Below are 22,963 nucleotides of genomic sequence, written 5' to 3'. Positions count from 1 at the left end.
TTATTTTCACAGTCTAAAATGAAATTGAAAAATTGGAGAAGTACTTAAGTCAATTAAACGAAGCACAATTAGAGCCCACTATACAAAAAGATGGGCCAATGATTATTATTGCAGGTGCAGGTTCTGGGAAAACCCGCGTACTTACCTTCCGGATAGCTTATTTAATGAGTGAAGGTGTCGATCCGTTTAATATATTATCCTTAACATTTACAAATAAAGCGGCACGAGAAATGAAGGATCGTATCGCCACGATTGTTGGTGCTAGTGAAGCAAAAAATTTGTGGATGGGAACTTTTCACTCGGTTTTTGCCAAAATTTTAAGAATTGAAGCCGATAGATTGGGATATCCAAGTAACTTCACCATTTATGACACCCAAGATTCTGATAGATTGATTTCATCTATTATTAAAGAAATGAATCTTGATAAAGATATTTATAAATATAAACAAGTTCGTTCTAGAATTTCATCCTATAAAAATAGTTTAATTACCGTACGTGCTTATTTTCAAAACCCAGAGCTAATTGAAGCTGATACCATGGCAAGACGTCCACGTTTGGGTGATATTTATAAAGAATATGTAGAACGTTGTTTTAAAGCAGGCGCTATGGATTTTGATGATTTATTATTGAAAACCAACGAATTATTAACACGTTTTCCAGAGGTATTGATGAAATATCAAAACCGTTTTAAATATATTTTGGTTGATGAGTATCAAGATACGAATCACTCTCAATACTTAATTGTGAGAGCACTGTCTGATAAGTTTCAGAATATTTGTGTAGTGGGTGATGATGCACAAAGTATTTATGCATTCCGAGGTGCCAATATCAATAATATTTTAAATTTTCAGAAAGATTATGATGATGTGAAGGTGTTTCGACTGGAGCAAAATTACCGATCAACAAAAAATATTGTTAATGCTGCAAATTCAATCATAGAGAAAAATCAAACCAAATTAGATAAAGTGGTTTGGACGGCAAATGATGAAGGTGAAAAAATAATAGTAAATCGTTCGTTAACCGATGGTGATGAGGGACGTTTTGTTGCAAGTACTATTTGGGAAAACAAGATTCAGAATCATGTACTTAATAGTGATTTTGCCATTCTATATAGAACCAATGCCCAATCGAGAGCTATTGAGGACGCATTGAGAAAACGAGATATTCCATATAGAATTTATGGAGGTTTGTCATTTTACCAAAGAAAAGAGATTAAGGATGTTTTGTCGTATTTACGATTGATTATAAATCCTGCCGATGAAGAGGCCTTAAAACGTGTTATAAATTTCCCTCCTAGAGGCATAGGAGGTACCACCATAGATAGGTTAGTGGTAGCTGCTAATGGTTATAAACGTTCCATTTTTGAAGTTATGAAGAACATCGATAAAACCGATGTGAAAATAAATTCGGGTACTAAAGGAAAACTTCTAGATTTTGTAACTATGATAGAAAGCTATCAGGTGCTAAATCAAACCGCCGATGTTTTTGAATTGGCAGAACATGTTACCCGCACCAGTGGATTAATCAGAGAACTAAAAAAAGATGCTACCCCCGAAGGTGTTACCAGAATGGAGAACATTGAAGAGCTTTTAAATGGGATGAAAGATTTTGTGGAAGGCCAAAAAGAAGTTGCTGATACTACAGGAAATTTAGCTGAGTTTTTAGAAGATGTCGCTTTGTCTACGGATGCAGATGCAGACAAAGGCGATCCAGACCACGTAGCATTAATGACGATACATTTAGCAAAAGGTTTGGAGTTTCCGTATGTATTTGTGGTAGGGTTGGAAGAAGATTTGTTCCCAAGTGCTATGAGTATGGGTACGCGTAGTGAGTTGGAAGAAGAGCGTCGTTTGTTTTATGTAGCTTTAACACGTGCCGAAAAACAAGCCTATTTAACTTATGCTTTATCACGTTACCGCTGGGGAAAATTGGTAGATTCTGAACCAAGTCGTTTTATAGAAGAAATTGATGAACAGTATTTAAATATTACAACACCTATTGAAGAGCGGCGTTTTAACCCGATGCTTGATTCTGACATTTTTGGTGATGTAGAACCCAATAAAATTCGCTTTAAACCCGCTAAACAGCCAGAATTCAAAAAAGCTAATACCACTAAAGAACCTTTTAAAGCTCAAATAACAACGCCTAAAAACTTAAAGCCTGTAACAGCTACGGATGGTAGTAATACGAATTTATTTGATAGTAAACTGGCCGTAGGAAACCTCGTTAAACACATGCGTTTTGGTACAGGAGAAGTATTAAAAATTGAAGGAGCAGGAGCGGATGTTAAAGCTGAAATTAAATTTCAACATGGAGGTACAAAAAAATTGTTATTGCGCTTTGCTAAATTGGAGGTGATTGGGTAGAGGGTATTTTTATAAACAGAGTTTACGTGTTCGTACCATCATACTTTTTTACAGAATTATTAGAGTCTGTAATCAATTGCCATCTAGAATAAATTTATGGTGATGTTTTCTACCAGATAAAGGAACTACATATTTCCATCCATAATCTGTTTTTTGCATCGCGAAGTTATTTTCATTTCAATTATTAAATGAACCAGATAGCACTACTTTTTTTTGAAATTCATAAAGTTCAGGAAAATGGACTTTATTCAGTAAGAAGATTTGAGAGCCCGTGTCAATAATAAAATCACCTTTTTTAATAGCTTTGCTTTAATTACAATTAAAAGGTATTTGTTTACAATTTTAGCATTTAGAAGAATAATAGGATTTATAAGACCATTAGTAGCTTATGCCGAATGGATGCTTACAGTAGAAAGTATTATGAAATAATAAAGCTATAAGATATTACTAAGACTAATTTAACAGCAAAATATTACAAGTTTTTACTATTAAATAGTTATTTATTAAATTATTAATTACTTTGTATGCTTATAGTGTACATGAATATTATGGCTGAATTTATTAGAATATATGAAGAAAATCCACACCCCAAAGAAATTGATAGGGTAGTAGCTGTTCTAAAACGAGGGGGGCTAATTATTTATCCCACCGATACTGTTTATGGTTTGGGTTGTGATATTAATAATTTAAGAGCCCTTGAACGTGTGGCGCAAATAAAAGGCATTAAGTTAGAGAAGGCTAATTTTTCGTTTGTTTGTCACGACTTAAGTAATTTAAGCGATTATGTGAAGCAAATTGATACATCCACTTTTAAGATTTTAAAGCGCGCACTTCCTGGACCTTATACATTTATTCTTCCTGGGTCTAAAAACTTACCAAATCCGTTTAAAAAGAAGAAAACGGTAGGTATTCGTGTTCCTGATAATAACATTGCTTTAGAAATTGTTAAGAAACTTGGAAACCCCATCATATCAACCTCTATACATGATGACGATGAAGTAATAGAATATACTACCGACCCAGAACTTATTTTAGAAAAATGGGATAATTTGGTAGATTTAGTAATAGATGGCGGTTATGGTGATAACCAAGCATCAACAGTGATTGATTTATCGGAAGAAACACCTATTGTGATTAGAGAAGGTAAAGGGAGTTTGGAGATTTTTTAAAGAGAATGACATTAGGAATCTATTGTGGCAAATAAATAAGTTAGATACAGGAGCGATATATTTTAAATAAGAAATTATTAGAAGACTTCCCACCTCACACTCATCAGGAAGTTTAAAAAATAGCAATGCATCCCAAGAGTTTATAAAAATAGAAAATAAAACGGATTTTTAATTTTGTTCCGTTTTTTTTGTTCAAAACTTAGTGTCAATAAATCCGCTTTATAAAGCTACTTTGAAAGGAAAACTAAAAAAAAATATGTAATTTTGCCCTCTTTTAAATAGGAATGGATTTATAAAATGCCAATTAAATAAAAAGAAATAACCAAAATATTTAAAAATGGCACTGTATCTGACCTCAAAAACAATAAAATAAACAGATGAAAATTTCATATAACTGGTTAAAACAATTTATTAAGATTGATTGGACACCAGAACAAGCGGGCGAATTGCTGACAGATTTAGGTTTGGAAGTTGAGGGTATTGAATCCTACCAGTCTGTTAAAGGTGGATTGGAAGGTATTGTTGTAGGCGAGGTTTTAACTTGTGTACCGCATCCCAATGCTGATAAATTGAGTATAACTACGGTAAATATTGGTTCCGAAACTCCACTACAAATTGTGTGTGGTGCGCCTAACGTTGCTGCTGGACAAAAAGTACCTGTGGCTACTATTGGTACTACGCTGTACACCGAAACTGGTGAAGCATGGACCATTAAAAAAGGAAAAATTAGAGGTGAGGAAAGCCATGGTATGATTTGTGCCGAAGATGAACTTGGCTTAGGAAAATCGCATGATGGTATTTTAGTTTTAGACGCTAATGTTGAAGTAGGAACGCTTGCTGCTGATATTTTTGATATTGAAAACGATCAAGTTTTTGAAATTGGTTTAACACCAAATCGTGCCGATGCCATGAGTCATTTAGGTACTGCTCGCGACTTAAAAGCAGGATTGATACAAAAAGAAATTAGTTTAGAGTTTATAACACCATCGGTAAGTGCATTTCATGTAGATAACCGTACGTTGCGAATTGATGTGGATGTTAAAAACAAAGAATTGGCACCACGTTATTGTGGACTGACTATATCAGGAATTCAGGTAAAAGAATCGCCTGTTTGGTTACAGCACCGCCTAAAAGCCATTGGTTTAAACCCTATTAATAATATTGTAGATGTTACTAATTATGTGCTTCACGACTTAGGGCAGCCACTACATGCTTTCGATACTGCAAAAATTTCAGGACATAAAGTAGAGATTAAAACCTTAAGTGCTGGAACTAAATTTGTAACCTTAGATGGTGTAGAACGTATTTTACATGAAGATGATTTAATGATTTGTGATGCCGAAAAACCCATGTGTATTGCAGGTGTTTTTGGAGGGGTGCATTCAGGTGTTTCGGAAGAAACCACTAGTATTTTCTTAGAAAGCGCTTATTTTAATCCGGTGAGTGTACGTAAATCTGCTAAAAGACATGGTTTAAACACCGACGCCTCTTTTAGGTTTGAACGTGGTATTGACCCAAACATTACCGAATATGCTTTAAAACGTGCTGCTTTATTAATTCAAGAGATTGCAGGAGGTGAAATTACAAGTGATATTATTGACGTTTATTCGAATAAAATTGAAGATTTCCAGGTACGTTTAAGTTTTGAAAATGCGAAGAAATTAATTGGAGAGGAAATTCCTAAGGAAATTATTAAACGTATTTTAACCTCATTAGAGATTAAGATAAATAACGTTACTGAAACAGGATTGGGTTTGATGGTGCCTGCATACAGAAATGATGTAACCCGTGAAGCCGATATTATTGAAGAAATATTACGTGTTTACGGTTACAACAATATTAAAACTACCGAAAAGCTAAATGCATCTATTTCAAATTCTACACGTTTTGAAGATCATAAAATTCAGAATTTAGTAGGAAACCAATTAGCGTCTCAAGGCTTTTTTGAAATACTTTCAAACTCACTTACAACGCCTAAATATATTGAGTTGACTACCCAATTAAAAGAGGAGCAGAATATTAGTATTTTAAATCCGTTAAGTGGCGATTTATCAGTTTTAAGGCAGTCTTTGTTATTTTCAGGATTGGAAGCTATATCGTTTAATATTAATAGAAGGCGTTCAGATTTAAAATTATTTGAATTTGGAAAAACTTATCATGGTTACAATGATAAACGTGAAGAATTTAAACATTTGTCGCTTTTTGTGACAGGTAATCAAACTATTGAAGGTTGGAATGCTGCAAATGCTAAAAGTGATTTCTTTTTCCTGAAAGGACATATTATTAGTGTTTTAGAACGTTTAGGAATTTCTAGATTTAATGAATCACCTATAGAAAATGATTTATTTAGTGAAGGCTTAAGTTTTACTTTAGGTAGAATGAAATTGGTGGATTTCGGATTAATTAAAAAACCTATTTTAAAGTATTTTGATATCTCTCAAGATGTACTGTATGCTAATTTTTATTGGGACAGCATTTTAGATATTCTAAAGCGTAATAATATTTCATTTAAGGCAATTCCTAAATACCCTGAGGTACGTCGTGATTTCGCTTTATTGTTAGATGATAGCGTTACTTTTGAATCGATATACAAAATCGCAAAACAAAGTGAAAAGCAATTATTAAAAAGTGTGAATCTGTTTGATGTTTATCAAGGCAAAAACCTACCTGCAGGTAAAAAAAGTTATGCTGTTAGTTTTACATTACAAGACGAAAACAAAACACTTACAGATAAACAAATTGATAAAATAATGAAAACAATGCAAGCTCAGTTTGAAAGCCAGTTAGGGGCCGAATTGAGGTAAAAAAGCCCTTTGTAAAAAAACAAAAGGCTTTATCTTAATTGTAATTGAAATCATCTTTAGTAAAAACATTACCAACGATGATACTCTATAAAAAATAATCTCTCTATAGAAAAGTAATTAATAGTTTGTTGGATGTTGAATTTAGCATTTGTTGGTTTGTTAGACCACTCCTTCCTGACCAATAATTAATACGACTACCAAGTTCTACTTCATCTGTAGAACCCATAAAAGCAGACAAATAAACTTTCACTCTTATTGTATAAGTTCCTGCACTAAGATTCATAGCATGTGTAAAGGTAGAAGTATTCATTAAATAACTAGAACCAGTTTCTCCTGTATTATGAACCATTGGTAAATAATTAGATGAAGAATCGTCTTTAACACCATTAACTTCAAGAATAGTAAACATCTGTGCAAAACCGTCTTCATCTATAGAATTGGTTTGACCTGAAAAAAGTGTCCAACTTATTTTTATATATTCATCTTCTAAAATTGTAAACGTAGTATTTAAATCTGGCACATTAACCCATTGATTAAAATTTAGTGTTTCGCTTAATTTTAAAGAGCTATCAGAAATAATAACCGTAGGAATGGTTGCATTATCTGTTTTATTTAAACACTCCCAATTAGGACTAGCTGGTGTTCCTATATTTACAGAGGTACATTTATTAGTAATATCATAAACCATTAATCCAGTTGCAGGATTAGAAATACTGTTTTTCTGGCTATTAGTCATTCGCGGGAGAAGCACACCTTTATTAGTACTTTCAACATCTAGCATTGATGAGCTTTGTGGTGTTGTAGTTCCTATGCCCACTTGAGCATAGGTAATAGAAACAAAATAAAGCAGCATAAAAATTAAAATTGGTTTTTTCATGGTTGGTTAATTTAAGATTTGGTTAAACAATTATACATAAAAAGAGAATAACATGCAACTTGCTGATAATTAAATCGTTAAAGAGGTAAGTACTTCTTATGAGACTGTTTTTGTGCTAACTGGTTAAAATATAGATAGTTAATTCCTGAAATAAAAGCTCAAAAAGGTTATTATGTAGAGTTATGTATCATTTTGTATTTAATCGTTTTTGGGCTTAAAAACATATAAAAGATGCATGTGTTTATAAAGCAAAATATACTAGATTTTGTAAAAGAACTCCCAAATGCAATGATATATAAAGAAATGAATAACTATATGCATTCAATAAATTGCGTATGTTTAACTACAACTAATTTAATGGATAGATAAAATTGCGTATATTTATTAGCAAATCCATAATCAAAAAACTATGATAGATTCAAATTTTATAAAGATATATACGGGAAATTTTGCGGTAGTAAAACGAATTGCAATGGAATTGAATACATTGAATATTAACCCCATTATTAAAGATCAAGCTGAATCGGCTATACTAGGAGGTTTTGGAGGCACATTAGCCCCCGATTTTCAAGAAGTATTTGTACATAAGGATGAACTAGAAAGAGCAACTGAAGTTATTAATAACATCACTAAAGAATTGGAATCCTAGATTTGAAAAAGAACTAAAAAAAGAGCCACTTTTAATTGAAAGTGGCTCTTTTTTTAGAATTCATTGCTTTATCTTAAGCTGTAACCGAATACATTTTATTACGCAACTCTTTTGTTTTAGGGTCTTGCATATATTCATCAAATGTGGTATATCTATCGATAACACCATTAGGCGTTAATTCTACTACTCTGTTTGCTATGGTTTGAGCAAATTCGTGATCGTGTGTTGTAAACAACATCGTCCCTTTAAAATTGGTAAGAGAGTTGTTAAACGCAGTAATGCTCTCTAAATCTAAATGGTTTGTAGGCTCGTCTAACATCAATACATTAGCTCTTACCATCATCATTCTACTTAGCATACAACGTACTTTTTCACCTCCAGAAAGCACATTTGATTTTTTTAAGGCTTCTTCACCACTAAAAATCATTTTTCCTAAAAATCCACGAATATTTACTTCTTCGCGTTCTTCTTCGGTTTGTGCCCATTGGCGTAACCAATCAACCAAAGTTAAATCATTATTAAAAAACTCACTATTATCTAAAGGTAAGTACGATTGTGTAGTGGTTACTCCCCAATCAAATTTACCAGCATCGGCTTTTTGCTTATTGTTTAGTATTTCATAAAATGCGGTAGTTGCTCTAGAATCTTTTGAAAACACCACGACTTTATCGCCTTTTGCAAGGTTTAAATCGATGTCTTTAAAAAGAATATCACCATCTTCATTACTAGAGGCTGCTAATCCTTGAATATTTAAAATTTGATCGCCAGCTTCTCGATCACGGTCAAAAATAATGGCAGGGTATCTTCTACTTGTTCGTCTTATATCGCCAATATTCAACTTTTCTATCATTTTCTTTCTACTTGTAGCTTGCTTACTTTTTGCTACGTTAGCAGAAAAACGACGAATAAATTCTTCTAATTCTTTTTTCTTTTCTTCAGCTTTTTTATTTTGTTGGGCATGCTGGCGTGCTGCTAATTGAGACGATTCATACCAAAAAGTATAATTTCCAGAATAATGATTAATTTTTCCAAAATCGATATCTGAAATATGGGTACAAACGGCATCTAAAAAGTGACGGTCGTGAGATACCACAATCACGCAGCTTTCATAATTTGCTAAAAAGTTTTCGAGCCATGCGATGGTTTCGTAATCTAAATCGTTGGTAGGCTCATCCATAATGAGTACATCTGGATTTCCAAAAAGCGTTTGTGCTAAAAGCACACGTACTTTTTGTTTTCCGTCTAAATCGCCCATTAATGTATAATGAAACTCTTCTTTAATACCTAAATTAGATAACATGGCAGCCGCATCACTATCGGCATTCCATCCATTCATTTCTTCAAAAAGCACTTGAAGTTCACCTATTCTATCGGCATTTTCATCTGAATAATCAGCATAAAGCGCATCCATTTCCGTCTTAATTTTATACAATGGTTTGTTTCCCATTAATATGGTTTCCAAAACAGTGTGCGCATCATATAAATTGTGGTCTTGTTCTAAAACAGACATGCGTTTACCTGGTTCTAAATGTACATGACCAGACGTTGGGTCTTGCTTCCCAGAAATTATTTTTAAAAACGTCGATTTTCCAGCGCCATTAGCTCCAATGATTCCGTAGCAATTTCCTGTATTAAAGGTTGTGTTTACTTCATCAAAAAGAATACGTTTACCAAATTGAACTGAAAGGTTTGATACTGATAACATAGCGGGTGTTTTATTTTTGCTGCAAAAGTAAAAAAATCAAACCGTAAGTCGAAACTTAGTAGCTTAATTTTTGATTTAGAATTGACGATTGATAATTGTTTATTTACTGCGAACTCTATACTATGAATCTACTTTTAGATTTCAACTTTTAACCTCTAATTTTAAACTTGTAACATTTAACAACGCATTAACAGCAGTTTATAAAAACAACACATATTTTTGTACACATAATAGTGTTTACTTAACACACTTTTATAAGGGATTACGAAATTGCGACTACAGAAGTTTTAACGAATACGAATAAAGATTAAGCGATAGCGTATGACCTTAAAAAAACAAATGAATATTTTCATATGAAATTATACTTTTTAGGTTTATTAATTGTTTTGACACTGTTTAATTGCAAAAAGAATGGCAATAATTCAGAAGATAATTATGCTTATTTAGGAGGTGAAATTATGAATCCGAATAGTGATTTTGTTATTATATCAAAATCAGATGTGGTTATAGATACCATAAAACTAGATAGCAAAAATAGGTTTCTTTATAAAGTTACTAACCTAAAAGAAGGTTTGTATACATTTTATCATGGGGGCGAAATACAAATGGTTTTATTGGAATCTACTGATAGTTTACATTTTAGATTAAATACCCTTGAGTTTGATGAGTCCTTGGTTTTTACAGGAAAAGGCGATAAAAAAAATAATTATTTAATTAATGAATTTCTTGAAAATGAAATTCAAGAAAAAAAGATTTTTAAATTTTGTCAATTAAAACCACAGGTTTACGAAAACAGAGTAGATTCTTTAAAAGCATTCAAATCAAATAAATTGAAGGCGTTTAAAACTAAATACAGTCCATCTCCTTTATTTGATAAAATAGCTCAAGCCAATATAGATTACAATTATTATTCTAGTAAAGAAGTCTACCCGTTCGTGCATCATGGTCATAATAAAGCGGAAATTTTAAAATCGCTTCCTAGCAATTTTTATGATTATAGAAAAACGATTAATTATAATGATGGTTTTTTTAAAGAGCATAACCATTACAACTCCTTTTTAAGATATAGTGTTAATAATTTAGCTTTAAAAGAACATTTAGATCACAGTAATGATGATGTATTCAAAAGAAATTCTTTATGCTATAACTTAGATAGACTTAAGCTTATTGATAGCTTAATTAGCAACAAAACAATTAAAAACGAACTTCTTTATTATTTTACAGCAAATTTTTTAACAAAAAGCACTAATACTGAAAATAATGACGCCATTTTAAGTGTTTATTTAAGTAAAAGTAGTGACGAGACTGCTAAAAATGAAATAAAACGTTTTGCTACCTCTTTAAATAATTTAAAGGAAGGCGGTCAATTTCCCGAAATTAAAATTGTTGATTATAAAAATACTGAATTTGATATTAATTCATTAATTAAAACGCCTACCGTTATATGTTTTTGGTCGAATACCTATTATAATCATTTTAAAGAAAGTCATTATAAACTTAACGAACTCAAAATGAAATACCCCGAGGTTAAGTTTATTGTTATTAATATTGACGATTTTGGATTAGATAGACCAAAAGCCTCTTTAAAAGAAAATAGGTTTAAATTTAAGGATGAATATCAGTTTAAAAATCCAAAGGAATCTATAGAAGCTTTAGCTATTCAGCCTATGACAAAAACAATTGTTATAGATAAGCATCAAAAAATAGTATATAGCAATACCAATATTTTTTCAATAAATTTTGAAGAGCAACTTTTAGGAGCTATTAATAGATAATAAATAGCCTATAATTTATAATGCTTCATCAGTATTTTTTCATAAACCTTGTCTGGTAAAATACGTTTTAGAACAATAGAAAATTTCTGCATAAATTCCCCTACTTTATAATGAGCTTTTGGTTTTTTAGTATTTATAACCTTTAAAACGGCTTGTGCCATCATATTTGGGTCGCTACCATTATCTACATGAGCGTTCATTAAATTTAAGGTGTCTCCATAAGGTTTTTTGTATGGCGAATCGTTTAATAGAGGAGCATGATATCTACCAGCAGCGATATTGGTCGCAAAATCTCCAGGAGCTATATTGGTCATTTGTATGTTAAAACCTTTTAATTCCATTCTAAATGATTCTGTTAAAAGTTCTAAAGCACCTTTACTAGCACTGTAAATACCTCTATATGGTAAGCCCATATACCCTGCAATGGAGGTAATGTTTATAATTAAGCCTGAATGTTGTTTGCGCATTTGCGGAAGCACTGCTTTAATAACATTAATAGGTCCAAAAAAATTAGTATCAAAATTTGCCCTAATCTCGGTTTCAGGTATTTCTTCAATCGCACCCGTAATACCCGCTCCGGCATTGTTAATTATAACATCTATCCTGCCTTCTTTATCAATAATCGTTTTTACCGTTTGATGAATGGTCTCAACCTTTTTGACATCTAACTCTAAAATAGGAAACTTACTTTCTTTATAATTTTCTGGGTTTCTACTTGTACCATATACTATAAATCCGTTTGAGCTAAGGTATTCACCAACCGATTTTCCTATACCAGAAGAACCACCTGTAATTAAAACAATTTGTGACATGAATTATAATTGATAATTAATAATGTAAAATTAACAATGAATTTGACAATAGGGTAGAAAATTAAAATTTTTGGAGTAAAAAAGAAGAGATTGCTCTTTCAAAGGAAAAAAAAAGGCAAGCTACCTACATCACACCGCTACGACCATTTACCTTTGCTGCGTTCCCGCCCTGGAGGATTCAACAGGAGCTGGTTGTGTAGGACTTGCCGTTGCAAATATACAACCTTTTAAAATTTTCACAATCATTTTTTAAACTGATTTTAAATAAATATCTTGCTTTAAATTTAATTTTCAAGATGAATACATTTAAACACTTATTAATCATTTCGTTAAGTACCCTAATTATTTCTTGTGGGTCCAATACAGGTCAAAATAAAAGTGATTTTACCATAAAAACGAATGCCATAAAAGGTAATATTTCTAATAATGAGACTTTAAATCTTTCGGTAGAAAATAAAAAAAACCATATTATAGACTCTATAAGCTATACTTTGAATGGTAAAAAAATGAGTGAAACATCTAATTTAAATACGTTTAAATTAGGAAAACACACTATTGAGGCTGTTGTTTATTTTAATAATGAAAAACAAATGGCCAGTACACCAATTACTATTTTAAATAGTGAAGCTCCTAAAGTCTATACCTATAAAATTATTAACGAGTACCCACATGATATTACCTCTTATACGCAAGGGCTTGAGTTTTATAAGGGTAATTTATATGAAAGTACTGGGCAACTTAAAGAGTCGAAATTAAGACAAGTAAATTATAAAACGGGTGAAATTATAAAAAGCATCCATTTAGCCGATGCTTATTTTGGAGAAGGGTTAACCGTGCTTAACGATAAAATTTATCAACTTACATGGCAAGGAGGCACTGGCTTTGTGTACGATGTGAATACCTTTGAAAAACTAAACAGTTTTAAATACGGAAGTAGTAAAGAAGGTTGGGGCTTCTGCAACGATTCTAACAAACTTTATAAAAGTGACGGTACGGAGAACATTTGGATTCTAAACCCAGAGACTTTGGTAGAAGAAGACCATATTCAAGTATATACCAACAAAGGTAAAATTGTTGAGATTAATGAAATGGAATGGATAGACGGTCTTATTTATGCTAATCGTTACCAAAAAGATGGTGTTGCTATTATTAACCCAAAAAACGGCGCTGTTATGGGTGTGATTGATTTTTCGCCATTAAAAAAGTTAGTAACGCAACATGAAGGTTTAGATGTTTTGAACGGCATTGCTTATAATCCAGAAACAGAGACTATTTTTGTAACAGGAAAACGTTGGGATAAGTTATTTGAGGTGGAAATCGTAAAATAATAGTTTTTTGATTTAGAATTATGAAAAAACGGCTTCTAGTGTATCATTTAATTTTAATGCATCTAAGGGTTTAATCAAATATTTTTTAACATAAGGATTTTCATTGGCTTTTTCAACATCACTCATATTGTGTGATGAAGTAAGCATAATTATATGAATGTTTCTTTTTTTATCATCTTCAAATTCATCATAAGCTTTTAAAAAATCGAAACCATCCATTTCTGGCATTTTTATATCTAAAAAAATAAATTCAGGAAAATCACCCTTCACATTTTTTAAATAATTCAATGCTTCTACAGGAGAGGTTTGTACTATAATGGTGTTGGTGATATTAGCTTTTTCAATTATTAATTTATTAATATAATTATCTGTAGAGTTATCGTCTATTAATAAAATTTTATTCAAATACATGATGATTACAAATTAGTTATAATTTGGTAGTGATATGGTGAATTTAGAACCTTCATTTAATTGAGATTCAACGGTTACACATCCTTTTAGTTTATTTATGGTTTCCTTTACTATATATAGACCCATTCCGGAGCCTTTAGAAAGTTTGGTGGCTCTATAAAACATATTAAATATTCTATCTAAATGTTTATTATCAATACCAACACCATTATCTTCTATTATAATTTTAGCTTCTTTTGAATCTGAATTAACAGTTATATTTATATAATTTTTGTCTTTATTTTTATCAGAATATTTAATAGCATTTGAAATGATATTGTTTAAAATAATTGCTATTCTTTTTTTATCTGAAAAAAAAGGTACGAGTTGATTAATTTTAACCGAAATTTTATGATGCTCATTAACATCCACATATTTTAAGTTCTCCCAAATTGATTCTATCGATTTATTAAAATCAATTTTTTCTTTACTAACTTCTGTCTTAGAATTTCTAGAATAGTCCAATATATCACCAATGAATATATCCATTTTATCAATGGTTTTAGACATCATTTGTAATTGAAGTTTCTGTTCTTCTTGATCAGGGTTTAAACTTGGTTCTGTAAGGTTAATTAAGCCCCTCAAAGATGTTAGAGGCGCTCTTAAATCATGAGATGCACTGTAAACGAACCTGTCTAGTTCTTCATTCTTTTTAATTAATTCTTGATTTTTTTCTTCTAAAATAATTTCGATTTTTTTACGCTCGGTAATATCACGAACAATACCAAGTATTTTTCCATCTGTTTGTCGTTTTGTTGAAATTTCGGCATCAATTAAAGTTCCATCTTTGCGTATTAATTGTCTATAAACAATAACGCCAATACCTTTCTGTATTTTTTCATAATTTTTTTTGCTTTCTAAAAGTTTTCCAACAATAATATCTTTTATATGTAGCTTTTCAAATTCCACTCTTGTGTACCCTAAAGTATCTGAAGCCGATTGATTAAAACTATGAATTTCACCATCAAATGTAAATGTAATTATAGCATCACTTGCTTGCTCGAATAAGGATTTATAAGACTCGTCTCTTTTTTTAATTTCATTAATAATATTCTTTTTTTCTATAGCAATATTGGCTAAATTAACAGCGAAGCTTAAATCTTTAATATCGTCTAAAGAAGGCGTTTGAATGATATGACTATATATAGCGAAAGTGCCTAAAACCATATTTTTTTTTGTAAGTATAGGAATAGACCAACAAGAATTTAAATTATACTTCGAAGCTACTTGTTTGTAATCTTCCCATAATGGATCTGAACTAATATTTGAAACAATAACAGCTTTTTTTAAAAATGCGGCTGTACCACAAGATCCTACATAATCGTTAATTGGTATTTTGCTTAAAGCTGAAATATATGCTTTAGGCATATTGGGAGCTGAAACTGGTTCTAAATAATCACCGTCAGAATGTACTAAATTAACAGAACCGAAATACCCTGGGTGCGTCGCTTCAAAATTTAGTATTATATGTTCTAAAATTTTATTTAAAGGTGTATTTAAGTTAATTAAATCCATGACTTGAATTTCATTAATTAAAATTTGTTCAACTTTTTTTCTTTCTAAAATTTCATTATTAAGTTTTACAGTTTTTTCTTCTAATTTATTAATCAAACGTTCACTATAAAGTTTTAAAACTTCTTCGTCATTAATTCTTACTCTTTTAACAGAGGCTTTTTTGGTTTGTGTTTTTTCAAAAATATCATTAATTATAGAAATAAGCTTTACATGATCTATAGATGATTTTCTTATAAATTTTGCTGAACCTAATTTTAAAGCAAATTCTTCATCTGTTTGTTCAGTATAAGTAGAGGTATAAAAAATAAATGGAATTTTTCTGAAAAGTTTTTCTTTTTTACAATTTTGACAAAATACATATCCATCCATTACTGGCATTAAAATATCAGAAATAATCATATCTGTTTTTGAATGATGTAGTTTTACTAAACCTTCTTTACCATTTTTAGCTTCTATAACAGAATAACCTGCTTCTTCAAGGATGATTCTTAGTAAATATAGGTTTTCAACATTATCATCAACAATAAGAATCGTCTTCATTAATTTTAATTTTTAAGATTGTATATAGTTTTCATTTGTTTTACAAAAGTGTCAGGATCTATAGGTTTTTCAATATATCCATCTGCACCAGCTTCAATAGATTTTTCTTTATCGCCTCCCATAGCATAAGAAGTAACCGTTATATAAACAGTGTTTTTTGGCAAACCATTAAAAGCCAATTTATTACATATTTCATAGCCATCCATGTCAGGCAATTGAATATCAATTAAAATGATATCGGGTTTATGTTCATGTGCTAATTTTAAACCGTCGCTACCATTGTATGCTTTAAGAACATTATAATTACTCTTTTCTAGAAGATAAGATAGCATATACATATTTTGTTCGTTGTCTTCAATAATTAAAATTGATAATTTCATTTTTTTTGAGAGCATTTAATTCACACTTGTTTTTACTGGTTATAAATATAACTAATTGATTTTAAAATAATTTGTAATTTATTTTAAAGGTAATTTAAATGTGAAATTACTGCCTTTACCTAATTTACTAGTTACATGAATAGTCCCACCTAATTTTTCTATTAAACTTTTACTTATAGATAAACCGAGACCTGTTCCTTCATGACTTCTGCTTAATCCAGCATCGAGCTGCGTAAAAGGTATAAATAGCTTGTTTAAGTTTTCTTCACTTATCCCTATGCCTTCATCTATAATTTGTGTAACAAGTATATGGTTTTCTATGTCTACTTTAATAGTTATTGCTCCTTTATTAGAAAATTTAATAGCATTCGAAACTAAATTTAATAAAATTTGCTCCATTCGTCTCTTATCACTTACGAGCATAATATTTCTTTCAGAAATTTCTAAATTAATATTAATCTCTTTTTTTAAAGCTTGTGGTGTGATAAAAGTAATAGTACTTTCCAACAAACTTAAGTAATCAAAAGTATTATATGAAACAATCAATTTACCTGCTTCTATTTTCGAGATGTCTAAAATATCATTAATTAAACTTAGTAAATGTTGTCCACTTTTTTTAACCATTCCTAATTGCTTTGCCTGTTCTTCATTTAATGGACCAGCAAATTCTTTTAATAAAATACTTGTGAAACCTATAATAGAATTCATAGGAGTTCTTAGTTCGTGTGACATTGTTGCTAGAAAAGCTGATTTCATTAAATCGGCAGATTGTGCTTTTATTTTTTCTTTTTCTAATTGATCTGTTCTTAATGCAACCAGTTCTTCTAGATTATTTCTGTGTTTTTCTAATTCTGCTTCCGCTTTCTTATTTTCCGTTATATTCAAAATAGTTACCAAAACATGATCTTCATTATTCAATTGAAGAGATTTTAAAGAAATTAACAGAAAAAGTTCTCTTCCACCTGGTGTAATATATTTTAATTCTATATTTGATACAGACCCATTTTGATTAAATTGATCCCATAGCACTTTTTCATTTTCTTTATTTTTCTCTTTATCAAAATCTAACAATCCTAATTCTCGCACATTTTTCCATAATACTTGTTCTTTTTTTAATCCAAATATATTTGTAAGCACTTCATTTATTTCAATAATCTTTTTTTCTTTATTGAGTATGGCTTTTCCAATAACATTAGATTCAAAAGCTTTAGAAAATCGTTCTTCACTTTCTTTTATTGACTCTTCGTTTTTCTTTAGTTCGGTAATATCTCTAATAATTCCAATTAAAAACTTATTACCATTCGCATCAAAAAACCTTGATTTTTTTGTTGAAATTATTCGAGTTTCAGCTCCTTTTATTGTAAGTGTTTCTTCGTTAATATTCTCAACACCAGTGGACAGTACTAGTTTGTCAATCCTTAAAAATACCTCTCTTTCTTTTGGAGTTACATCCTCAGCTAATGTTTTACCTATTATATCTCCCTTTTTGAGGTTGAATACTTGACAAAAAGCATCATTTACTAAAAGTAAACGACTATGCTTATCTTTAATAAATATAGGATCACTAATATTATTAATAATACTGTTGAGATATCGCTCACTTTTAACAATAAGTTCTTCTGCTTTTTTACTTTCTGTTATATCTGTGAAGTAAACAGTTATTCCTTCATGAGATGGGTAAATTCTATTTTCAATCCATCTATCTAGCGGTTCAAAATATTCTTTAAAGTATTGTGTTTTTTGAGTTTTAACTACTTCATAAAAGACTTTATAAAGTGGTAGACCTACCATTTCGGGAAATTCGGTCCAAATATGTTTTCCTAATAAACTATTTGGTGTTCTTCCAAAAATTTCGCCTGCTGTTTTATTTACAAACGTATAACGCCAATTAGTATCCAAAGAAACAAAACCATCAGAAATATTGTTTAATGTAGTTTCTAATTGAGATGTTAATTTTTGTTCAATTACATTTTTCTCGACTTTTAGATTTAAATATTTTTTTCGATACATTAAAATTGAAAAGACATCACGTTCTTGATTTGCTATAAAAGTTGCTTTATTTTCCTCTTTATCAAAAAACACGATATAGACATATAGTATAATAGAAAAAATAAAAGCTGAAAATGATTTACCAATAAGATGGCTTATTAATGAATTTTCAAAATACTCTGTACCATAAAACATAGCCAGATTAAAAATAAGAGTATCAAAAATTAAAACTGAAAAGAGAGATATAAAGAGAATTAAAAAGAATTTTAGTTTTTTAAATTTTGAAATTAAAAATTGGTACAAAATTATAAGTAGAAAAAAGTCCAACAACAATATAACGGTCCCTATAATAAAATGCTTATGGTCTATTTTGAAAGAAGAATTTAAATTTAAATCAACACCTTCAATTTTTCTTATAAAAAGCTCTTGTATATAGGTAATATCAAATAAAACTGTTAGTATAAAATTTGATATAAGAACACCAATAATAAGTGCTCTCGCACTTGAAACACCTTCTTTTATATAAATTAATAATACAGCGAATAAAATAACACAGAATAAAATAACAGAGCCTGGATATAGATCAAATTCTCCAAAAATTCTAAAACTAACCGTAGTTCCTAAAGTAGCTTGTAAATATTGAATAGCACCCAAAAGCAGGTAAAGTGGTGCCAAGCCTAATTGAGATCTTAGCCTAAATAATAAAAGTATGCATGTAGAAATAAACAGAAACTCTACAAGTATCGTAGTATAAATATTCATAAAAGTAGGATTAATCCTCTTTACAATTTAAGGAGAAGTTATTTATTTAACAAGTTATTTTCAGTCAAATATTAAAACATACCATTAAAACCATTTTTATTATGAGAAACGTTGGAATAATTATTTGAGATTAGAAATTTTGGAAAAATAAATTTCGCTCCATAAAACGACTTATTTATTAATAATTCTATATCCGTATAACCCGAATGTCTAAAATAGCACCATAAAAAAAGCCCAACTTTGAAGTTGGGCTTTCTTATTGATTTTGAAATCTAATTATTTTTGAACAGAAAGATTTTTCATTTCTTTTTCAACCATATCATAGAATTGGTCAATTTTAGGAAGTACTACAATACGAGTACGTCTGTTTTTAGATCTATTTTCTGCAGTATTGTTATCTACTAACGGCACATAATCAGCACGTCCAGCAGCAATTAACTGAGCAGGGTTTACACCAAGTGTTTGTAATACTCTAATAATAGATGTAGAACGTTTAACACTTAAATCCCAGTTGTCTATTAACACACCACTACCATTGTAAGGTACGTTATCAGTATGACCTTCAACCATACATTCGAAATCTGGTTTGCTGTTTACTACTTTTGCAACTTTAGCAAGTACTTCTTTAGCTTTAGAAGTTACGTTGTAGCTACCACTTTGGAATAATAATTTATCAGCAATAGAAATAAATACAACTCCTTTTTCAACGTTGATTTCGATATCTGGATCGTTGATACCTACTTCACGTTTTAAACTAGTTACAACAGCTAATGTAAGACTGTCTTTTTTAGTTAAAGCATCTTGTAGACGTGTAATTTTCATGTCTTTTTCTTTGATACTTTCTAGCGTTTTTTCTATGTTGCTAGCACCTTTTGAAGACAAAACTTGTAAATTGTCGTTACTTTTTCTTAAATCAGCTACTTGCTCTTCTAAGGTTTTTGCTCTAGCAGTTGCAGAAGCTCTATCTTCTATGCAAGTGTTCAATTTCACGGTTGCAGAATTCAATAGATCTTGAGACTCTTTGTATTTAGTTTCAAGGTCTGTAAATTGTTTTTTAGAGACACACGAGCTTAATAAAAGCATTGCAGATACACTAAGTAAAAAAATTTTTTTCATAATTATTTAAGGGATTTATATTTCTTGTTTATTATAGCAAAAGTATGTAAAAATATAATGCTTGTTAAATTTTAACAAAACTTTTACTAAAAACTTACAAACTTTTAAAAAATCTGCGTTTATATAGGAAATAGCCTAAAACAATAGATGTATTCTGATAATATACTATTTTGTTTTTTGTTAATTTCCGTTGACTTAGGAGTAGTTTTAAATGTAGGTAAAAACTAAAGTGTGCTTTTAAAATGGCTAAGGTATGTTTTGGTTTTATTTCTACTAAAAATTTAATCGCTGCAACGCCATCTAAAACTAAACGCATTAAAATAATAAGCAAAATATTACCTTTTGCATTTTTGGTTAATGTATATAAACTATTTCTAAAATTAAGGAAGGTTTTTTGTGGATTGGAATTACTAAGAGTCGCACCACCCACATGGTAAATGGTAGATTGTCCAACATATTTAATAGAGTAACCTAGGTTTTTTGCACGCCAGCATAAATCTATTTCTTCCATGTGTGCAAAAAAAGCTTCATCCAAGCCGTTTATCTCGTTAAATACCTGCTTTCTAATAAATAAACATGCACCCGATGCCCAAAATATTTCAGAAGTATCATTATACTGTCCGTTATCTTTTTCAATGGTATTAAAAATGCGACCTCTGCAATAAGGGTAACCATATTTATCGATAAATCCGCCTGCTGCACCTGCGTATTCAAAATAATCACGCTTATTAAAATCTAATAACTTTGGTTGAATAATGGCGGTATTAAATTCGTTCGTAAACGTTTCAATAATAGGAGGGAGCCAATTTTTGGTAACTTCAACATCGCTATTCAATAAACAAAAAATGTCAGCTTCAATATCTTTTAAAGCATCGTTGTAACCTTTTGCATATCCACCATTTGTTGTATTTTGAATAATATCTATTAATGGATATGTTGTTTTAAGAAAACTCACAGAATCATCGGTAGAAGCATTATCAGCGACATAAACAGTAGCTTCCTTTGAATGTTTTATTACCGAAGGTAAAAACTGTTCTAATAGTTTTTTTCCGTTCCAGTTTAGTATAACGATGGCAATTTTTAATTCTGCCACAGCATCCTTATTCATTGTTACTTTTTTATTATCCATTATAATTTGGAATGTCTTTTAAAAAATCATAGCGTTCGTTTTCGAAGTCCATTTGGCAATAATAATGATTTAAACCGTTTGTAACCATTAAATAGTTAGCGTTTAATACGCGGTTATATTGTGCAATTTGGTCGAATGTTTGCTGACTTATTGTGATTGATGGCGCTTTACATTCTACAATTAAATAAATGCTTCCGTCGTTGCTAAAAACAACAATGTCATAACGTTTTTTTAAATCATTAACAATCAGTTCTTTTTCAATATTTATTAAAGATTTTGGGTATCCTTTTTCTTCCATTAAATATAGAATACAATGTTGGCGCACCCATTCTTCTGGTTGTAAAATCACAAACTTTTTGCGTATACAATCGAAAATAGAAATTTTATTTTCGCTATTTTTGAATCGAAACGGAAACTTTGGAAAATTAAGCGCTTGCAATATGGTTGTGTTTAGTTTTCAAAGTTAAGATTCAAAAATTAAAACTCACAATATTCAAATACCAAATGCCAATTATTTTTAAGATGGGCATTTGGTGCTTGTCTTTTTGAAAATTTGTAGAATTTGGACGAAGTAAAACAATTAGTTACCGACATAAAAAACGGAAAGTTAAAACCCATTTATTTCTTAATGGGTGAAGAGTCTTATTACATTGATAAAATTTCAGATTTTATTGAAGATACTGTTTTATCGGAAGAAGAGCGTGGATTTAACCAAATGGTATTGTATGGGCGCGATGTAACGGTTGAAGATGTGGTTAGTAATGCAAAGCGTTATCCGATGATGGCAGAATACCAAGTGATAATTGTTAAAGAAGCTCAAGATTTGTCCCGAACTATCGAGAAGTTGGTAGATTACGCCAAACAGCCACAACCAACGACCATTTTAGTTTTTAACTATAAATATAAAACACTTGATAAGCGTAAATCTCTTTATAAAACACTTCAAAAAAGTGGAATAGTTTATGAAAGTAAAAAACTGTATGAAAATCAGGTAGCCGATTGGATTCGACGTATTTTATCATCTAAAAATTATACTATTGCACCTAAAGCAGCACAAATGTTGGTAGAGTTTTTAGGCACCGATTTAAGTAAAATTAGTAACGAATTAGATAAGCTTCAAATAATTTTACCCAAAGGCACTCAAATTACGCCAGAGCATATTGAGGAAAACATTGGCATCAGTAAAGATTTTAATAATTTTGAATTACGCCATGCTATTGGTGAAAAAAACAAACTTAAAGCCTATAGAATTATTAATTATTTTGCTGAAAACCCTAAAGATAACCCCATGGTTGTTACCGTGTCTTTATTATTTAGTTACTTTTCACAATTACTTCATTTTCATGGGTTGAGTGACAAATCGCCTCGAAACGTTGCTTCAGCATTAAAAGTGAATCCATATTTTGTTAACGATTACGTAACAGCTGCAAGAAATTATCCTATGAGGAAAGTAAGCGAAGTTGTTTCAATTCTTAGAGAGTTTGATGTAAAAAGCAAAGGTGTTGGTTCTAATGCAGTTCCACAAGGCGATTTATTAAAGGAATTATTGGTAAAAATATTATCTTAGTAGTTATATAACTCATTATTAATTGTTTAA

General features: G+C 30.4%; 17 protein-coding genes and 1 other RNA gene. 7 read left to right on the top strand and 11 right to left on the bottom strand.

Translation table 11 applies throughout. The features are described 5' to 3' along the window. Positions 1 to 32 precede the first annotated feature (32 nt). The 3 genes from QLS71_RS18175 (at position 33) to pheT (ending at position 6,339) form a co-directional block, all read left to right on the top strand. Positions 33 to 2,366 carry a UvrD-helicase domain-containing protein gene (locus QLS71_RS18175; RefSeq protein ID WP_308993622.1) on the top strand — a complete coding sequence of 778 codons (2,334 nt, stop codon included), beginning with the start codon at positions 33 to 35 and terminating at the stop codon, positions 2,364 to 2,366. 548 nt (positions 2,367 to 2,914) lie between these two features. Then, a complete protein-coding gene (locus QLS71_RS18170) occupies positions 2,915 to 3,535 on the top strand; it encodes an L-threonylcarbamoyladenylate synthase (protein WP_308993621.1) in 621 nt (206 codons plus the stop codon). Between the two features lie 377 nt (positions 3,536 to 3,912). Continuing rightward, entirely contained in the window at positions 3,913 to 6,339 is a 2,427-nt protein-coding gene (gene pheT / locus QLS71_RS18165) for a phenylalanine--tRNA ligase subunit beta (protein WP_308993620.1), read from the top strand. A 103-nt stretch (positions 6,340 to 6,442) separates the two neighbouring features. Here pheT and QLS71_RS18160 read toward each other — a convergent pair whose 3' ends face one another. After that, complete coding sequence (locus tag QLS71_RS18160; protein WP_308993619.1) at positions 6,443 to 7,216, bottom strand: hypothetical protein; 774 nt, start codon at positions 7,214 to 7,216, stop codon at positions 6,443 to 6,445. Positions 7,217 to 7,625: 409 nt separating this feature from the next. Between QLS71_RS18160 and QLS71_RS18155 the strand changes: the two genes are divergently transcribed. Beyond that, complete coding sequence (locus QLS71_RS18155) at positions 7,626 to 7,865, top strand: DUF2007 domain-containing protein (RefSeq protein WP_308993618.1); 240 nt, start codon at positions 7,626 to 7,628, stop codon at positions 7,863 to 7,865. A 73-nt stretch (positions 7,866 to 7,938) separates the two neighbouring features. Here QLS71_RS18155 and QLS71_RS18150 read toward each other — a convergent pair whose 3' ends face one another. Beyond that, complete coding sequence (locus QLS71_RS18150) at positions 7,939 to 9,570, bottom strand: ABC-F family ATP-binding cassette domain-containing protein (protein ID WP_308993617.1); 1,632 nt, start codon at positions 9,568 to 9,570, stop codon at positions 7,939 to 7,941. A 353-nt stretch (positions 9,571 to 9,923) separates the two neighbouring features. Here QLS71_RS18150 and QLS71_RS18145 point away from each other — a divergent pair, with 353 nt between their 5' ends. Continuing rightward, positions 9,924 to 11,345, top strand: coding sequence for a hypothetical protein (locus tag QLS71_RS18145; protein ID WP_308993616.1), 1,422 nt, complete (start codon positions 9,924 to 9,926; stop codon positions 11,343 to 11,345). Positions 11,346 to 11,353: 8 nt separating this feature from the next. Here the strand turns inward: QLS71_RS18145 and QLS71_RS18140 are convergent, their stop codons facing one another. Together QLS71_RS18140 and ffs are read right to left on the bottom strand one after the other, a co-directional pair. Further along, positions 11,354 to 12,157, bottom strand: a complete 804-nt coding sequence (locus tag QLS71_RS18140; RefSeq protein ID WP_308993615.1) for an SDR family oxidoreductase — start codon at positions 12,155 to 12,157, stop codon at positions 11,354 to 11,356. Positions 12,158 to 12,267: 110 nt separating this feature from the next. Then, an RNA gene (gene ffs / locus QLS71_RS18135) (signal recognition particle sRNA small type) lies at positions 12,268 to 12,366 on the bottom strand. An 87-nt stretch (positions 12,367 to 12,453) separates the two neighbouring features. Between ffs and QLS71_RS18130 the strand changes: the two genes are divergently transcribed. Further along, on the top strand, positions 12,454 to 13,485 hold the full coding sequence (locus tag QLS71_RS18130) for a glutaminyl-peptide cyclotransferase (protein ID WP_308993614.1): 1,032 nt from the start codon (positions 12,454 to 12,456) through the stop codon (positions 13,483 to 13,485). A gap of 18 nt (positions 13,486 to 13,503) precedes the next feature. Here QLS71_RS18130 and QLS71_RS18125 read toward each other — a convergent pair whose 3' ends face one another. From QLS71_RS18125 to QLS71_RS18095, 7 genes are all read right to left on the bottom strand, one after another. Then, positions 13,504 to 13,890, bottom strand: a complete 387-nt coding sequence (locus tag QLS71_RS18125; RefSeq protein WP_308993613.1) for a response regulator — start codon at positions 13,888 to 13,890, stop codon at positions 13,504 to 13,506. Between the two features lie 18 nt (positions 13,891 to 13,908). Beyond that, positions 13,909 to 15,990: an ATP-binding protein gene (locus QLS71_RS18120; protein WP_308993612.1), complete on the bottom strand. Its 2,082-nt coding sequence runs from the start codon at positions 15,988 to 15,990 to the stop codon at positions 13,909 to 13,911. 5 nt (positions 15,991 to 15,995) lie between these two features. Continuing rightward, a complete protein-coding gene (locus QLS71_RS18115) occupies positions 15,996 to 16,370 on the bottom strand; it encodes a response regulator (protein WP_308993611.1) in 375 nt (124 codons plus the stop codon). A gap of 78 nt (positions 16,371 to 16,448) precedes the next feature. After that, positions 16,449 to 19,121, bottom strand: coding sequence for a PAS domain S-box protein (locus tag QLS71_RS18110; protein WP_308993610.1), 2,673 nt, complete (start codon positions 19,119 to 19,121; stop codon positions 16,449 to 16,451). A 276-nt stretch (positions 19,122 to 19,397) separates the two neighbouring features. Continuing rightward, positions 19,398 to 20,237 (bottom strand): OmpA family protein, encoded by an 840-nt coding sequence (locus QLS71_RS18105; RefSeq protein WP_308993609.1) that lies wholly within the window; start codon positions 20,235 to 20,237, stop codon positions 19,398 to 19,400. 94 nt (positions 20,238 to 20,331) lie between these two features. Further along, positions 20,332 to 21,345 carry a glycosyltransferase family 2 protein gene (locus tag QLS71_RS18100; RefSeq protein WP_308993608.1) on the bottom strand — a complete coding sequence of 338 codons (1,014 nt, stop codon included), beginning with the start codon at positions 21,343 to 21,345 and terminating at the stop codon, positions 20,332 to 20,334. Positions 21,346 to 21,358: 13 nt separating this feature from the next. After that, the gene (locus QLS71_RS18095; protein WP_308993607.1) at positions 21,359 to 21,805 is read right to left on the bottom strand and encodes a type I restriction enzyme HsdR N-terminal domain-containing protein; all 447 of its coding nucleotides are present in this window, start codon (positions 21,803 to 21,805) and stop codon (positions 21,359 to 21,361) included. 123 nt (positions 21,806 to 21,928) lie between these two features. On the opposite strand from QLS71_RS18095, the gene holA reads away from it, so the two are divergent. Next, entirely contained in the window at positions 21,929 to 22,933 is a 1,005-nt protein-coding gene (gene holA, locus QLS71_RS18090; protein ID WP_308993606.1) for a DNA polymerase III subunit delta, read from the top strand. The last annotated feature ends 30 nt before the right edge of the window (positions 22,934 to 22,963 follow it).

Origin of the sequence: Mariniflexile litorale (genome assembly GCF_031128465.2) — a bacterium.
In the GTDB taxonomy this organism is placed as follows: Bacteria; Bacteroidota; Bacteroidia; order Flavobacteriales; family Flavobacteriaceae; genus Mariniflexile; species Mariniflexile litorale.
This window is presented reverse-complemented; position numbering and strand designations above follow the sequence as displayed.

Bases quoted from the DNA above. Each gene is read 5' to 3' on its own strand.
- QLS71_RS18170 (WP_308993621.1), top strand. From the start codon at position 2,915: ATGGCTGAATTTATTAGAATATATGAAGAAAATCCACACCCCAAAGAA.
- pheT (WP_308993620.1), top strand. From the start codon at position 3,913: ATGAAAATTTCATATAACTGGTTAAAACAATTTATTAAGATTGATTGG.
- QLS71_RS18160 (WP_308993619.1), bottom strand. From the start codon at position 7,216: ATGAAAAAACCAATTTTAATTTTTATGCTGCTTTATTTTGTTTCTATT.
- QLS71_RS18155 (WP_308993618.1), top strand. From the start codon at position 7,626: ATGATAGATTCAAATTTTATAAAGATATATACGGGAAATTTTGCGGTA.
- QLS71_RS18150 (WP_308993617.1), bottom strand. From the start codon at position 9,570: ATGTTATCAGTATCAAACCTTTCAGTTCAATTTGGTAAACGTATTCTT.
- QLS71_RS18145 (WP_308993616.1), top strand. From the start codon at position 9,924: ATGAAATTATACTTTTTAGGTTTATTAATTGTTTTGACACTGTTTAAT.
- QLS71_RS18140 (WP_308993615.1), bottom strand. From the start codon at position 12,157: ATGTCACAAATTGTTTTAATTACAGGTGGTTCTTCTGGTATAGGAAAA.
- QLS71_RS18130 (WP_308993614.1), top strand. From the start codon at position 12,454: ATGAATACATTTAAACACTTATTAATCATTTCGTTAAGTACCCTAATT.
- QLS71_RS18120 (WP_308993612.1), bottom strand. From the start codon at position 15,990: ATGAAGACGATTCTTATTGTTGATGATAATGTTGAAAACCTATATTTA.
- QLS71_RS18115 (WP_308993611.1), bottom strand. From the start codon at position 16,370: ATGAAATTATCAATTTTAATTATTGAAGACAACGAACAAAATATGTAT.
- QLS71_RS18110 (WP_308993610.1), bottom strand. From the start codon at position 19,121: ATGAATATTTATACTACGATACTTGTAGAGTTTCTGTTTATTTCTACA.
- QLS71_RS18105 (WP_308993609.1), bottom strand. From the start codon at position 20,237: ATGAAAAAAATTTTTTTACTTAGTGTATCTGCAATGCTTTTATTAAGC.
- QLS71_RS18100 (WP_308993608.1), bottom strand. From the start codon at position 21,345: ATGAATAAGGATGCTGTGGCAGAATTAAAAATTGCCATCGTTATACTA.